Source organism: Luteimonas sp. RIT-PG2_3, from assembly GCF_054902115.1.
In genome coordinates this window covers 358,433-373,615 of the sequence record NZ_JBUBPF010000004.1, presented here as the reverse complement: position 1 = coordinate 373,615, position 15,183 = coordinate 358,433, and the positions used below count along the sequence as shown (strand labels likewise).

Below are 15,183 nucleotides of genomic sequence, written 5' to 3'. Positions count from 1 at the left end.
ATGCCGGCCACCGGCATCGACGGGGCGATGTCCGCAACATTTCCTTGCCACTTTCCGCGCTAACCTTCGCCCATGACTGCCATGCCCCATCAGGATTTCATCCTCGAGCCCGCTGACACCGAGCGACTGGCCAACCTCGCCGGCCCGTTCGACGGCCATCTGCGCCAGATCGAACTGCGCCTGGGCGTGGAGATCGCCAATCGCGGCAACGTGTTCCGGGTCAGCGGTCGCGACCGCCGCGTCGTCGAGCAGACCGAGAAGCTGCTGCGTGCGCTGTACGCCGAAGCCGAGACCGAGACTTTCGACAGCCAGGCGATCAATCTGCGCCTGAGCCAGTCCAGCGTGACCCAGGCAGCGGAGTCCGGTGACAGCTACACGCCGCAGGACGTTGCCGTCCGCGTCAAGCGCGGCACGATCCGCGGCCGCGGCGCCAACCAGGCCAAGTACCTGCACCAGATCACCACCCACGACATCAATTTCGGCGTGGGCCCGGCCGGTACCGGCAAGACGTTCCTGGCCGTGGCGATGGCGGTCGAGGCGCTCAACGAATCCAAGGTGCAGCGACTGATCCTGGTGCGCCCCGCTGTCGAGGCCGGCGAGAAGCTCGGCTTCCTGCCCGGCGACCTGACCCAGAAGGTCGACCCCTACCTGCGACCGCTGTACGACGCGCTGTACGAGATGCTGGGCGTCGAGAAGGTGGCCCGGCTGCTGGAGAAGAACGTCATCGAGATCGCGCCGCTGGCCTACATGCGCGGACGCACGCTCAACGATGCCTTCGTGATTCTCGACGAGGCCCAGAACACCACAATCGAACAGATGAAGATGTTCCTGACCCGGCTAGGCTTCGGCAGCACGGCCGTCGTGACGGGCGACCTGACCCAAATCGACCTGCCCAAGCACATGAAGTCCGGCCTGCGCGATGCGCTGGATGTGCTGCATGGCGTGGATGGTGTCAGCTTCACGTTCTTCGAGGCGCGCGACGTGGTCCGCCACCCGCTGGTGGCCCGGATCGTCACCGCCTACGAACGGCGCGACGCCCAGGACGCGGCCAGCGGCCCGGCGTAGGATGACGTCCATGACACAGGGTCCCGTCCGTCTCGATGTCGCCGTCGGTTACGCCATCCCCCGCAAGGGCCTGCCAGCGGCGGTGAGTTTCCGCCGCTGGGTGGACGCGGCGCTGCACAACCGCATCCGCGAAGCCGACCTGGCGATCCGCATCGTCGGCAGCAAGGAAGGCCGCGCCCTGAACCGGCATTACCGCGGCAGGGACTATGCGACCAACGTGCTGAGCTTCCCCGCCGAGGTCCCGGAAGGCCTGCCCGAAGGCGTGCACTTCCCGCTGCTGGGCGACCTGGTGATCTGCGCGCCGGTGGTCGCCCGTGAGGCCAAGGAGCAGAAGAAGGCGCTCAACGCCCACTACGCGCACCTGACCGTGCATGGCGTGCTGCACCTGCTGGGCTGGGATCACGAGGACGACAAGGAAGCCGATGCCATGGAACAGCTCGAACGCGAGATCCTGGCCGGCCTGGGCGTCGGCGACCCCTACGCGGAAGGTTGATGGCGCAGGCGGCACCTGCCCGGTCTCTCGCCGTCGGCCCTGTCTTCAGCCCCCGTCCGATACGGCTTGCAGCCCCCGCCCACAGCCGCGCCCCGCATGCGGGACGCGCAGATCCGTCGCGGTCACGCTAGACTTGCCGCTGCCGCCCCCACGGGCATAGATGAATCAACAACTTACTGCAATGTCCGAGGACGACAGTAGTAGCGGTGCCCCTGAAACCGCTGAAAAACGACGCAGCTGGCTGGAACGCCTGAGCTCTGCGATCTCCGGAGAACCCAGCACCCGCGACGATCTGGTCGAGTTGCTGCGCGACACCCACGCCGACGGCCTGATCGCCGCCGATACGCTGCGGATGATGGAGGGCGCGATCGCGGTCTCCGACATGACCGTGGGCGACGTGATGGTGCCCCGCGCCCAGATGATCGCGCTGTCCGCCGACGCCCGCTTCCTGGACCTGATGAAGCAGGTGGTCGAGTCCGGCCATTCGCGTTTCCCGGTGCATGGCGAGGACAAGGACGAGATCCTGGGCATCCTGCTGGCCAAGGACCTGTTGCGCGGCGTGGTCGCCGACAATGGTCCGGGCTCGATCCATGCGCTGGTGCGGCCGGCGGTGCTGATCCCCGAGTCCAAGAAGCTCAACGTGCTGCTGCGCGAGTTCCGCCAGTCGCGCAACCACATGGCCATCGTCATCGACGAGTACGGCGGCGTGGCCGGGCTGGTGACGATCGAGGACGTGCTGGAAGAGATCGTCGGCGAGATCGACGACGAGCATGATGACGCCGAGGATCCCAACGCGCTGATCGCCGCGCAGGCCGACGGCCAGTACATGGTCGATGCGCTGACGCCGATTGCCGACTTCAACGAGCGCTTCGGCGCCGATTTCGAAGACGACGAGTACGACACCATCGGTGGCCTGCTGACCGCGGCGATCGGGCACCTGCCCGAGATCGGCGACGAGCTGACGCTGGGCCGGTTCTCGTTCCGGGTCACTCGTGCCGATGCCCGCCGCCTGCATGCGCTGCAGGTCAGCGTGCACGCAGACCCCTGATGTCCAGGTGGCTGAGGTCGGGCGCGCCGTCGCGAGGGATCGCAATCAATGCGCTGTGCCGTCGCGCCCACGCCCATGCCGCCCGCCGTACCTGGAGCCTGCCCGCTTGATCCGCACACGCCATGCCCTCGCCCGCACCCTGGTGCTGGCCTGCTTGCTGCTGACGTCCGCACTGGGGTCGGCACTCGCCTGGTCGCAGCCGCGCATCGGCGTGGCGACCATGCAGCCGGGCGAGATCTTCTTCGAGCGTTTCGGCCACAACGCGATCGTCGTCGACGATCCCGGCCAGCCCGAAGCGCTGTCCTACAACTTCGGTTTTTTCGACCCTGAAGCACCCGACTTCATCAGCGGCTTCATCCGCGGCCACATGCAGTACAACCTGGTCGCGCTGCCCCTGTCACAGGACCTGGCCTACTACCGCGAGATGGGTCGCGGCGTATCGATCCAGTGGCTGGACCTCAGCGATGCCGAGGCGCAGTCGCTGGCGGCGGCGCTGGCCGAGAACGCCCGGCCCGAGAACGCGCGCTACCGCTACGACTACTTCACCGACAACTGCTCGACGCGCGTGCGCGACGCGCTCGATACCGCGCTGTCGGGCCTGCTGCGCAGCCAGTTGGAAGGCCGCTCGCGCGGCAACACCTATCGCGGCGACGCCGTGCGCCTGGCCTCACCGGCCGCGTGGATGTGGCTGGGTTTCGATCTCGGTCTCGGACCCAGCGCCGACCAGCCACACTCGTTGTGGCAGGACGCCTTCGTACCGATGCGGCTCGCCGACGCCCTGGCCCACCTGCAACGCGCCGACGGCCGTCCGCTGGTCGCCGAGACCGTCGAGGTGCTGCCACACCGCCTGCCCGCAGAACCGCAGGACACCCCGCGCGCCTGGTGGCCATGGCTGCTCGCCGGCCTGGTCCTGGCCGGCGGCCTGTGGGCCCTCGGGCAACGCCATCGCCACCGCGTCGCCCAGCTCGCACTGCCCTTCTGGTGCGCCTCTGGCCTGCTGGGCCTGTTGATCGGCTTCATCTGGCTGGGCACGGAGCACCGCTTCGGTTGGGCCAACCAGAACCTGCTGCTGCTGAGCCCGCTGTGCCTGCTGCTGCTGCCGGGCGGCTGGCGGATCGCCCGGGGTCGCGACGGTGGACGCTGGTTCCGCGTCGTACTGGCCGCGATCGCCCTCGGCACGGTGGCCGCATGGTTCCTGCACTGGTTGCCGGTGCTGCCCCAGCGCAACGTGCACTGGATCGCGCTGCTGTCGCCGCTGCACGCGATGCTGTGGTGGCTGCTGCGCAAGCCCCGCCCCTAGCCTCGCAACCGGCGCGATGGGCGCACGCAGGCGCCCGTCGCCCGTATGCAAGCCCTGCTCCGCGCCGGTGCGATACGCGCGGCGTTTGCGAGCGACGGCGCCCTCACCCTGTGGGAATTGCGCGCATGCCGCCCGCGAACGCGCGCCGCGCTTGCCGCGCCGCGCTGCCGGGTGCAGGATGCGCGCCATGGATGCCTCCCCACCTCGCGCGGTTCCCGATTGTGTCGTCAACTGCGCCGTCTATCGCCGCAACGGCGTCCGTGAAGACATCTCGCTGGAAGCGATCAGCGACGTGCTCGCCGTCGACGACGGCAGTTTTGTCTGGATCGGCCTGTACGAGCCCGGCGACGATGTGCTCGACATCCTGCAGGCGGAGTTCGGCCTGCACGACCTGGCCATCGAGGACGCCAGCAACGCCCACCAGCGCCCCAAGATCGAACCCTACGGCGATTCGCTGTTCGTCGTGGCCAGCACCGCGCAGGTCGTCGAGGAGCGCATCGCCTATGGCGAGACGCATATCTTCCTGGGCACGCGCTACCTGGTGACCGTACGCCATGGCGCCTCGCTGTCCTATGCCGGCGCGCGCGCACGGGTGGAACGCGAACCAGAACTGCTGGCACTGGGGCCGTCGTACGCGCTGTATGCGGTACTCGACGCCATCGTCGACAACTACCTGCCGATCGTCGACGAGTTCAAGGCCACGCTGAGCGCGCTGGAGAAGGACATCGTCAGCGAGACCTTCGAGCGGCGCACCGTCACCCGGCTGTACGACCTCAAGCGCGAACTGACCTACATGCGCGTCGCAGTGACCCCGATGCAGGACGTGCTGTCGCAACTGGTGCGCAGCAGCAGCCCGCTGATTTCGCCGGACGTGCGCTTCTACTTCCGCGACGTGCTCGATCATTCCTCGCGCATCAACGAATCGATCGACGCGTTGCGCGACATCCTCGGCACCGCGCTCAGCGTCAACCAGTCGCTGGTCACGCTGGCCCAGGGCGAGGTGGTCAAGCGCCTGGCCGGCTGGGCCGCGCTGCTGGCGGCGCCGACCCTGATCACCAGCTGGTACGGCATGAATTTCGAGCACATGCCCGAACTGGCCGGCCCCTACAGTTATGGCGTGCTGATCGGCGGCGTGCTGCTCGTGGTCGGCGGGCTGTATGTTTACCTGAAGAAGATCCGCTGGCTTTGACCGCTTCCGGGGCCACCGCCAGGGCACACGCAACACGGCTACGACCAAAGTCTTAGCCTGAAAACCGCGTAAATCCGGGGCCTCGCATTGACCTCTCCTGGTACAGGCGCGACTCTTCCCATCAGTCACTGGAGGGCGTCAGATGAAAGGTACTTTATCCAAGGTCGCATGGGCCGCGTTGGCCGTGCTCGGCGCTTTCTGTCTGCGCACCGTCGCCCTGCGGCGGGGCGAGCAGATCAATGCATTGTGGATCGTGGTCGCGGCGGTATCGATCTATCTGGTCGCCTATCGTTATTACAGCCTGTACATCGCGAAAAACGTGATGAAGCTGGACCCGACACGGGCCACGCCGGCGCATATCAACAATGACGGCCTGGACTATGTCCCGACCAACAAGAACGTGCTGTTCGGGCACCACTTCGCCGCGATCGCGGGCGCAGGTCCTCTGGTCGGGCCGGTGCTGGCCGCGCAGATGGGCTACCTGCCCGGCATGCTGTGGCTGATCGCCGGCGTGGTCCTGGCCGGTGCGGTGCAGGACTTCATGGTGCTGTTCATTTCCAGCCGTCGCAACGGCCGCTCGCTGGGCGACCTGGTGCGCGAGGAAATGGGCCCCGTGGCCGGCACCATCGCCCTGTTCGGTGCCTTCCTGATCATGGTCATCATCCTCGCGGTGCTGGCGATGATCGTGGTCAAGGCGCTGGCGGAAAGCCCCTGGGGCATGTTCACGGTGATGGCGACGATGCCGCTGGCCATCTTCATGGGCATCTACATGCGCTATATCCGGCCCGGAAAGATCGGCGAAATCTCGGTGGTCGGCATCGTGCTGCTGATCGCGGCCATCTGGTTCGGCGGCAAGGTCGGCGCCCATGAGTACTGGGGTCCCGCATTCACCTTCACCGGCACCCAGATCACCTGGATGCTGATCGGTTACGGCTTCGTCGCCGCCACCCTGCCGGTGTGGCTGCTGCTGGCTCCGCGTGACTACCTGTCGACGTTCCTGAAGATCGGTGTGATCGTCGCGCTGGCGATCGGCATCGTCATCGCCAGCCCCGACGTCACCACGCTGAAGATGCCGGCGCTGACCCAGTTCACCAATGGCGACGGCCCGGTCTGGAAGGGCGGTCTGTTCCCGTTCCTGTTCATCACCATCGCCTGCGGCGCGGTCTCGGGCTTCCATGCCCTGATCTCCTCGGGCACCACACCCAAGCTGCTGGCCAATGAAACCCATGCCCGCTACATCGGTTACGGCGGCATGCTGATGGAGTCGTTCGTGGCGATCATGGCGCTGGTCGCGGCATCGATCATCGAGCCCGGCGTCTACTTCGCGATGAACAGCCCGGCGGCCGTCATCGGCACCGATGCGGTCAATGCCGCGTCGGTGATCAGCCAGTGGGGCTTCCACATCACGCCCGACCAGCTTGAGCAGACGGCCCGGGATATCGGCGAGCACTCCATCCTGTCGCGCGCCGGTGGCGCTCCGACGCTGGCGGTAGGCATCGCGGTGATCCTGCACGATGCCCTGCCCGGCGGCGACGGCATGATGGCGTTCTGGTACCACTTCGCGATCCTGTTCGAAGCGCTGTTCATCCTGACTGCGGTCGATGCAGGCACGCGTGCGGGTCGCTTCATGCTGCAGGACCTGCTCGGCAACTTCATCCCGGTGCTGCGCCGGACGGACTCGTGGACCGCCAATGTCATCGGCACTGCGGGCTGCGTCGCGCTGTGGGGTTACTTCCTGTACCAGGGCGTCGTCGATCCATTGGGCGGCATCAACACCTTGTGGCCGCTGTTCGGCATCGCCAACCAGATGCTGGCCGGCATCGCGCTGCTGCTGTGCACGGTGGTCCTGTTCAAGATGAAGCGTGACCGCTATGCCTGGGTGACCATCGTGCCCACGGTGTGGCTGCTGATCTGCACGACCTATGCCGGACTGATCAAGATCTTCGATCCCAAGCCGGCGATCGGTTTCCTCGCGCAGGCCCGTCACTACCAGACCGCGATCGCCAACGGCGAGCTACTGGGCGCGGCCAAGACGGCCGGACAGATGAAGCAGGTCGTCATCAACGGTTACGTCAATGCCGGACTCACCGCGCTGTTCCTGTTCGTGGTGTTCAGCGTGCTGCTGTATGCGGTCAAGGCCATCCTGAAGGCACGCCGCAGCGCCGAGCGCACCGATCGCGAGACGCCGTACGTGGCGTTGACCGAAGAGCAGCAGAAAGCCTGGCTGTAATGCAGCCAGGCCTGGTCGAGTCGATTTCGAGGGAGATGCACTGATGGGCACTCAACTGGTTCCACTCGAACACTTCGCCACGCACAAGCGTGTGTGGCGGAGGCTGGTGCAGACGGCGAGGCTGTGTTGCGGGGTTCCGGACTACGACAATTACGTCCGGCACATTCTCGAGAAGCACCCGGATCGCGAGCCGATGGACTACAAGACGTTCTTCCGGGAGCGCCAGGAAGCCCGCTTCGGCGGGCGCAGCGGATTCCGCTGCTGCTGAGAGAAAAACGCGCCTCAGGGCGCGTTTTTTTATTCCCCTCCGCATTGGGGAGATCGAAGACCTGCCGGATTTCTCATGCGTGATGGCCGAAGCCGGATCGTCGGTGTTGGATTTGCAGCAGCGTGCCGGGCTGCGGCTGATCTTCCCTCGGTCAGGGCATCCTGCCCTGACTCGGGCGCATGCCATCCATGGCGTGCTTGGCGCAGCCTCCGCCCGACCCGCCACTGCCTCGTGCGTCAGGATTTTGGTGCCGCTACGCTTTTGACGCATGCCCTCGCCGTCGAAGACGCAGGCCCATCCGACACCAGTGCGTCGCCTCGCCGGGGATTACGGAGAGCGGGCCATGGATGGCCCGCGGCGGCGAGTCAGCCATGGGTGAGCAGGGGCTGCTTGCGCGGCACTGCCGCGCAGCCCATGCGAACGCCCGGCGTGCTGCGCCGGGCCGGACCGGGCCGCACAGCGGCACGGGCTGACCGAGCCGAGGAGCAGTTCCCGGACGGGGCGATGCAGCCTCAGAAACCGATGCCGTTTCCGCTTTTGCTGGTGCGTGAGAGGAGGAAAGGCCTCAAAGCCGGATCACTGATGTCGGATCCGCAGCAGCGAGTCAGCCATAGGTGCGCAGCAGCTGCTTGCACGAGTCTGCCGCGCAGCAATTCCCGGCCGGAGCGACGCAGATTCAGGAACGAACGCTGCTCCGCAGAAGACTCAGGCGCCTGCCATCGCGCGCAGCACCTGCCCCGTGATGTAAGCCAGCAACGTCCCGCTGGCGTAACCCAGCGTGCCCAACAAAGCTCCCACTGGCGCCAGCGAGGGATGGAACACCGAGGCCACGACCGGCGCCGAGGCCGGCCCGCCGATGTTGCTCTGCGAGCCCATCGCGAAATAGAAGAATGGCACGCGCAGCAGCTTGCCCAGCCCCCACAGCAGCGCGATGTGCACCAGGATCCAGATCAGGCCCAGCAAGAACAGCCAAGGCCGGTCGGCCAGCGCAAAAATGTCCATCTGCATGCCGATGCAGGCAATCAGCACATACAGCAGCAGCGTGCCCACCTTCGACGCACCGGCTCCATCGAGCGTGCGCGCACGCGTGAAGCTCAGGCCGAGGCCAATCATCGTCGACAACACCACCACCCAGACGAAAGGCTCGTGCAGGCTCACCTGCCGCGCCCATGGCACGTGCGCACCGAACCACGCCGATGCCGGCCCCGCGATCGCATGCGACAGCCCGACCACACCGAAAGCGATGCCGACGATGATCACAAGATCGGCCAACGTCGCCACACGCTCGTGCTCGGCCTGGTAACTCGCCAAGCGCAGCTTGAGATCCTCGATCGCGCGGGTGTCGGCCCCGCTGCGGGCATCGATCGCCGCCGCACGGCCGGCCAGGAAGATCAGCATCGCCATCCACACATAACCCACGCCCACATCGACCACGACGAACTGGCCGAACGTGGTTTCATCGACCGCGAAGACTTCCTTCATCGCGACCATGTTCGCACCGCCACCGATCCAGCTGCCGGCCAGCGCCGCCATGCCGGCCCAGGTATCACCCGCCACGGTCTGCGGATGGATCAGGCCCATCAGCCAGAATGCGACGAAGGCGCCGATCATCACCGTCAGCGATGCGCCCAGATACATCAACAGGATTTTCGGCCCCAACCGCAGCACGGCCCGCAGGTCGATGGTCAGTGTCAGCAGCACCAGCGCCGCAGGCAACAACACGCGACTCGCCACCGGGTTGTACAGCGCGCTGCCGGTGCCATCGATGAGGCCGATGGTGTTGTAGATGCCCGGGATGAAATAGCACAGCAGCAAGGCCGGCACATAGGAGTAGAACGTCTTCCACGGCCCACTGGGGCGCGATGCGGTCCAGAAGATCGCGGCGAGCGTCGCCGCGATCAGGCCGAACAGGACGATGTCATTGGTGATCAGCGCGGGCGCTGCGGACGCATTGGGATCGACAGCCACCTGCACTCACTCCAGAACCCCGCCCCGACAGCAGCGGCCGCAACGGCGGAGGTCGCGGCCAAGGCCCGCTCCGCGATCCGGAGACGGTCAGCGGCGCATCGTGACATAGCCAAGACAGACCGCAAGTGCCTCGCGGCGCGGGCTCAGGCCCCCGCCATCCAGCGCAGGGTCTGGCCGATGAAATAGGCGATGACGGTGCCGGTGGCATAACCCACCGTGCCCAGCAGTACGCCGACCGGCGCCAGGCTCGGATGGAAGGCGGCGGCAATGACCGGTGCCGACGCCGCGGCCCCAATGTTCCCCATCGAGCCCACGCCGAAATAGAACAGCGGCGCCTTGATCGCACGCGCGGCGAACCAGATCACCAGCACGTGCACACTCATCCAGATCACGCCGATCAGCAGCAGCTCCGGGCGATTGGCCAGCTTCAGGAAATCCATCTGCATGCCGATGCAGGCGATCAGGAAATACAGGAACACCGTGCCGACCTTCGAAGCGCCGGCGTTCTCGAGCCGGCGCACGCGGGTGAAGCTCAATAGCAGGCCGCCCAGCGTCGACAGCACCACGATCCAGACGAATGGCGCGTCCAGACTGAACCGGCTGGACCAGGCCGCATTGGCCTTGAACCAGGCCGACGCCGGCTCCGAAACCGCGTGTGCCAGGCCGACGATGCCGAAGGCCCAGGCGATGATGACCATCAGGTCCGACAACGTCGGGATGCGCGCATTCGCCGCCTCGTAGTCGGCGATACGCTGCTTCATCTCATCCAGCGCGGTGGTGTCGGCGCCGGAACGCAGGTCGATCTGCTGCGCGCGGTTGGCCAGGAACAGCAACGTCGCCATCAGCACGCTGGCCAGGGCCACGTCGACGACCGCGAACTGCCCGAACAGCGTCGCGTCGACCTCATAGATCTCACGGATCGCGACCATGTTGGCGCCGCCGCCAATCCAGCTGCCCGACAACGCCGCCATGCCCTTCCAGGTATCGCCGGCCACGGCGGCCGGCCAGAACCATTCCATCAACTGGAACGACACTACCGCGCCCAGGAACACACCGAACGTGCCTGCGGCGAACACGAACAGCAGGCGCGGGCCGAGCCGCAGGATGCCCTTGAGGTCCACCGACAGCGTCAGCAGTACCAGTGCCGCCGGCAGCAGGATGCGGCTGGCGATCGGGTTGTACAGGGTGCTGTTCTCGCCGTCGATCAGGCCGATGGTGTTGTACAGCGCCGGCACGAAGTAGCACAGCAGCAGGGCCGGTACCCAGGCGAAGAACTTCTTCCAGAACGGTGTCGGCCCGCTCGCCAACCAGAAGATCAATCCCAGTGTCGCCGCGATCAGTCCGAAGACGACGACATCGTTGTCGATCATTGCCAGGGTGGGGTGTGCCGATTCGATCGCCATGCGTGCTCCATTGGATGCGCCTTCCAGAAGACGCGGGGGATCGCATCCGGCGACGTCTCGTCATCGCCGGATGCGTCCATGTTGATGCCTGCACAAAGAAAAACCGGCCTCGGCCGGTTCTTCCCTGCATGCCCTGGATCACTGGCCAGTGTGCTGTTTCAACCAGGCATTGACCGTATCGTGCCACAAGATGCTGTTGTCGGGCTTCAAGACCCAGTGATTCTCGTCCGGGAAATACAGCAGCTTCGACTCGATGCCCTGTCGCTGCAGCGCAGTGAATGCCGACAGGCTCTGATCGATCGGGACACGGAAATCGTTCTGCCCGGCGACGATCAGCGTCGGCACCTTCCACTTGGCGATGTGGCGCGCGGGGTTGTGCTTCTCGTAGGCTTGCGGGTTCTCGGCGACGGTGCCACCGTTCTCCCATTCGGAGAACCACAGCTCCTCGGTCACCAATCCCATCGACCGCGTGTCGAACACACCGTTGTGGGTCACCAGGCATTTCCACGGCGAGTTGCCGGCCCTGTCGAACCAGTTGCCGGCAATCCAGTTGGTCATGTAGCCGCCGTAGCTGGCGCCAAGCGCGCAGGCGCGATCGCCGTCGAGGAAGGCATACTGTTTCAGCGCGGCGTCCCAACCCTTCTGCAGGTCGACCAGCGGCTTGCCGCCCCAGTCGCCGCTGATCGCATCGGTGAAGGCCTGGCCATACCCGGTGGATCCGTGGAAATCGATCATCACCACTGCGAACCCCTGCCCCGCATAGGTCTGCGGATTCCAGCGCGTGCTCCAGCTGTTGCCGAAGCTGCCCTGTGGCCCACCATGGATCAGGAAGGCCACCGGATACTTGACGCCCTCACGATAGCCCGCAGGCTTGACCACATAGGCGTGCACGGTGTCGTTGCCGGCGCCCTTGAAGGTGAACTGCTCGAAGACGCCGAACTGCAGTTCCGGCATGCGTTCTCCGTCCGTCGGCGTGATCTGGCGCAGGTTGGAGGCCGCGGTCGACGTCACGTACAGCACGTTGCCGCTGTCGAGCGTATTGCGCGTCAGTGCCAGCGTATCGCCCGCCAGCGCGAAGGCCGACACCGTGCCATCGCCGACCAGCCGGGTGACTTCACCGCTGGCGACGTCGACGCGGAACAGCGGGTATTCGCCGGTATCCTGCGCCGCCACGTACAGGGACTTGCCATCGGCCGACACGGCCACGCTGCTGGGAGAACGATCCCAGCGCGGTGCGATCTCGCGGACTCGGCCGCTGCCCAGGTCCATGGCCATCAGGGCGAAACGATCGGCCTCGAAGCCGGGGCGCTTCATCGCGCGGTAGAACAGCGTGCCGCCATCGCGACTGAATACCGGACCGGCATCCCAGGCGGGATTGGCCTGTGTCAGATTGACCGGCGTGCCGCCTGCGACCGGCAGCCGGTACAGGTCGAAATTGGTCGACCACGGTTCGGTCCTGCCGGCGATGCGCACGCTGGCGACGACGGACTGGCCGTCGGGAGCCCAGGCGTAGTCGCCGGCATCGCCGAACGGCTTGGACGGGATGTCGCCATCGAGCGCAGCACTGAGCGCTCTAGCTTCGGTGACGGGCTTGGCGGCTGCCGCCGACCCGTCGCCAAGATCGGCAAGAAACAGGCGGCTGCGTCGACCGTCATTCCAGGTGTCCCAATGGCGCACGAACAACTGCTCATAGAGCACGCCGCTGGTCTTGCGCGCCTTGGTGGCGTCGAGCCGACTCTGCGTGCAGGCGAAGTCGGCGCCACACTCGGCAAACGTCTCGGCGCTGAAGGCCACCCGCTTGCCGTCGGGCGACAGCTGGTAACTGCCGACATCCAGCGCGAACGCGGTCAGTTGCCGCGGCTCGCCGCCGTCGGTCGCGATGACGTACAACTGCTGGGAATCGCGCTTGCCGCTGAGGAAGTAAACGCTGCGGCCATCGGGCGAAAACACCGGCGAGGTGACGTTCCAGCCCGCCGGGGTCAGGCGTTTGGGCGGCCCCAGGTCGCGGGTCAGCAGGTTGCGGATGTAGAGCGCGGTCTCGGCCTTGCCGTCGGCGCCGACCGAGCGTTGCGCCAGCACGACGTAGCGGCCGTCGGGCGACAGCGTCGGCGACGAGACCCGGTCCAGCTTGACCAGATCGCGGACGTCGAGCCCGCGGACGGCGGTGCTGCCCGTGTTGGCGCCGGCAGCCGCGGGGCCACCCTCCGGAGCGCCCTCCAGGTTGCGGGCATGGCCGGACACCGGCAGGGCGGCGAGCAGGCACAGGGGAAGCAAGACGTTTCGCAGGGACATGGGGCGACTCCGGACGGTAAGCCCGCATGGTAGGCCGTGGGCAGGCGACTGCAAAGTTGCGCTGCAACCAGGCCGGGTGCGCACGCAAGCGCTGCGCCTATACTTGCGCTTTCGTCAATACGGAGCATCGCCTTGGGCACCGTCAATCCCGCTCATGTCGACACCGGGGATTTCCTCGGTCACCCCAAGGGCGTCTTCGTCTGCTTCTTCACCGAGATGTGGGAGCGCTTTTCCTTCTACGGCATGAAGGCGCTGCTGCTGCTGTACATCCTGAAATACCATCTGTTCGGCGACGATGCGGGCTACGACCTGCTCGGTGCCTATGGCGGCCTGGTGTATGCGGTGCCGGTGATCGGCGGCCTGCTGGCGGATCGCTACCTGGGCATGCGCAAGGCGGTGGTGCTCGGCGGCGTGCTGCTGGTGCTCGGTCACCTGGGCATGGCCTACGAAGGCGAACAGGCGCGGATCGTCGATGGCGTCATCGTCCGCGACGAGGGCGCGCTGCAGGTGTTCTACCTGTCGCTGGCGCTCATCATCATGGGCGTCGGCTTCCTGAAACCCAACATCTCGACGATCGTCGGCAAGTTGTACGCGCCGGAAGACCCGCGCCGCGATTCCGGCTTCACGCTGTTCTACGCCGGCATCAATGTCGGCGCGCTGTTCTCGAGCCTGGTCTGTGCCTTTCTTGGCGAAACCTATGGCTGGAAGTACGGCTTCGGCGCCGCAGGCATCGGCATGGTCGCCGGCCTGATCGTGTTCATCTGGGGCCAGAAGTACCTGTATGGCCATGCCGAACCGAACGATCCTGCCAAGCTGCGCGAGCGCGTCGGCCCGCTGACGCGCGAATGGTGGATCTACATCGGCAGCTTCGCCGGTGCGCTGGTCGTCTGGCAGCTGATCCAGCGGACCTGGACCGTGCACGGTGCGATGCACATCATCGCGATCGCATTGCTGGCATGGTTCGTCTGGTTCCTGGTGCGCCACTGCAACAAGGTCGAGCGCGAACAGATGCTGGCGCTGGTGGTGCTGATCATCGGCGTGCTGATCTTCTTCACCCTCTACGAGCAGACCTACGGCTCCTGGGTCACGTTCACCGACCGGCTGTTGACCAAGGACCTGTTCGGCAGCGTCCCAGGCAACTACACGCCGGGCGTGCCTTGGGCGATCTTCGCACTTGCCATCAGCCCGGTGCTGATGGTGGTCGCACTGCGTGCCAGCGATCGTGGTCATGCCGGACTGGCGAAGGCTGCCGTGGTCGCGCTGGTGGTCGCCCTGGCGATCGCGCTGGTCCATGACGTGGTGCTGGTGCCGCAGACCGCGGGCTCGCTGACCTTCCTCGGCGCGTTCTTCATCGTGGTGCTCGCGCCGGTGTTCTCGTGGCTGTGGCCATGGCTGGAACGCCGTGGACGCAATCCGAGCAAGCCCGCGAAGATGGCGATCGGACTGATCTTCGCGGGGCTAGCGTTCGTGCCGCTGATCCTGGCCGCACAGGCCGCCGGACACGGCGTCTTGGCCAGCGTCTGGTGGCTGGTGCTGGCGTACTTCCTGCTCGAGGTCGGCGAGATGTGCCTGTCGCCGATCGGCCTGTCGGCGGTGACCCAGTTGTCGGTCGCGCGCGTGGTCGGCCTGATGATGGGCGCGTTCTGGCTTGCCACCGCGTACTCGGAAGTGCTCGCGGCGCAGTTCGGCAAGCTAACGTCGATGGACGTGCTGGAAGGCGAAACCCTGGACATGGCGGTCGCCGCGGCCAAATACGGCGAGATGTTCCAGTTGCTGCTGTGGATCGGCCTGGGTTCGGGCGTGGCCTACTTCGTGCTCGCGCCGCTGGTGCGTCGCTGGATGCATGGGGTGCGCTGACGCCGGACAAATCCGGACGCTGCATTGAAAGCCCGCTTCGGCGGGCTTTTTCTTTGCTGCAGCGAGCGCT

The 15,183-nt window shown here is 66.1% G+C and carries 11 protein-coding genes; 8 read left to right on the top strand and 3 right to left on the bottom strand.

Annotation, left to right across the window (positions count from 1 at the left end):
- Nucleotides 1-72 precede the first annotated feature (72 nt).
- The 7 genes from ACYX7E_RS08615 to ACYX7E_RS08585 all read left to right on the top strand — a co-directional run bounded on the left by ACYX7E_RS08615 (nt 73) and on the right by ACYX7E_RS08585 (nt 7,593).
- Complete coding sequence (locus ACYX7E_RS08615; protein WP_462080158.1) at nt 73-1,065, top strand: PhoH family protein; 993 nt, start codon at nt 73-75, stop codon at nt 1,063-1,065.
- Between the two features lie 10 nt (nt 1,066-1,075).
- Entirely contained in the window at nt 1,076-1,558 is a 483-nt protein-coding gene (ybeY, locus tag ACYX7E_RS08610) for an rRNA maturation RNase YbeY (RefSeq protein WP_462080157.1), read from the top strand.
- 181 nt (nt 1,559-1,739) lie between these two features.
- Nucleotides 1,740-2,606, top strand: a complete 867-nt coding sequence (locus tag ACYX7E_RS08605; protein ID WP_462080156.1) for an HlyC/CorC family transporter — start codon at nt 1,740-1,742, stop codon at nt 2,604-2,606.
- Nucleotides 2,607-2,745: 139 nt separating this feature from the next.
- Nucleotides 2,746-3,906 carry a lipoprotein N-acyltransferase Lnb domain-containing protein gene (locus ACYX7E_RS08600; RefSeq protein ID WP_462080255.1) on the top strand — a complete coding sequence of 387 codons (1,161 nt, stop codon included), beginning with the start codon at nt 2,746-2,748 and terminating at the stop codon, nt 3,904-3,906.
- A gap of 187 nt (nt 3,907-4,093) precedes the next feature.
- Complete coding sequence (locus ACYX7E_RS08595) at nt 4,094-5,095, top strand: magnesium and cobalt transport protein CorA (protein ID WP_462080155.1); 1,002 nt, start codon at nt 4,094-4,096, stop codon at nt 5,093-5,095.
- Between the two features lie 142 nt (nt 5,096-5,237).
- Nucleotides 5,238-7,325 (top strand): carbon starvation CstA family protein, encoded by a 2,088-nt coding sequence (locus ACYX7E_RS08590; RefSeq protein ID WP_462080154.1) that lies wholly within the window; start codon nt 5,238-5,240, stop codon nt 7,323-7,325.
- 43 nt (nt 7,326-7,368) lie between these two features.
- A complete protein-coding gene (locus tag ACYX7E_RS08585; protein WP_462080153.1) occupies nt 7,369-7,593 on the top strand; it encodes a YbdD/YjiX family protein in 225 nt (74 codons plus the stop codon).
- A 705-nt stretch (nt 7,594-8,298) separates the two neighbouring features.
- Here the strand turns inward: ACYX7E_RS08585 and ACYX7E_RS08580 are convergent.
- From ACYX7E_RS08580 to ACYX7E_RS08570, 3 genes are all read right to left on the bottom strand, one after another.
- Complete coding sequence (locus ACYX7E_RS08580) at nt 8,299-9,561, bottom strand: DUF819 family protein (RefSeq protein ID WP_462080152.1); 1,263 nt, start codon at nt 9,559-9,561, stop codon at nt 8,299-8,301.
- 143 nt (nt 9,562-9,704) lie between these two features.
- On the bottom strand, nt 9,705-10,964 hold the full coding sequence (locus ACYX7E_RS08575) for a DUF819 family protein (RefSeq protein ID WP_462080151.1): 1,260 nt from the start codon (nt 10,962-10,964) through the stop codon (nt 9,705-9,707).
- Between the two features lie 138 nt (nt 10,965-11,102).
- A complete protein-coding gene (locus ACYX7E_RS08570; protein ID WP_462080150.1) occupies nt 11,103-13,256 on the bottom strand; it encodes a dipeptidyl-peptidase 5 in 2,154 nt (717 codons plus the stop codon).
- Between the two features lie 132 nt (nt 13,257-13,388).
- On the opposite strand from ACYX7E_RS08570, the gene ACYX7E_RS08565 reads away from it, so the two are divergent.
- Nucleotides 13,389-15,113, top strand: a complete 1,725-nt coding sequence (locus ACYX7E_RS08565; protein WP_462080149.1) for a peptide MFS transporter — start codon at nt 13,389-13,391, stop codon at nt 15,111-15,113.
- The last annotated feature ends 70 nt before the right edge of the window (nt 15,114-15,183 follow it).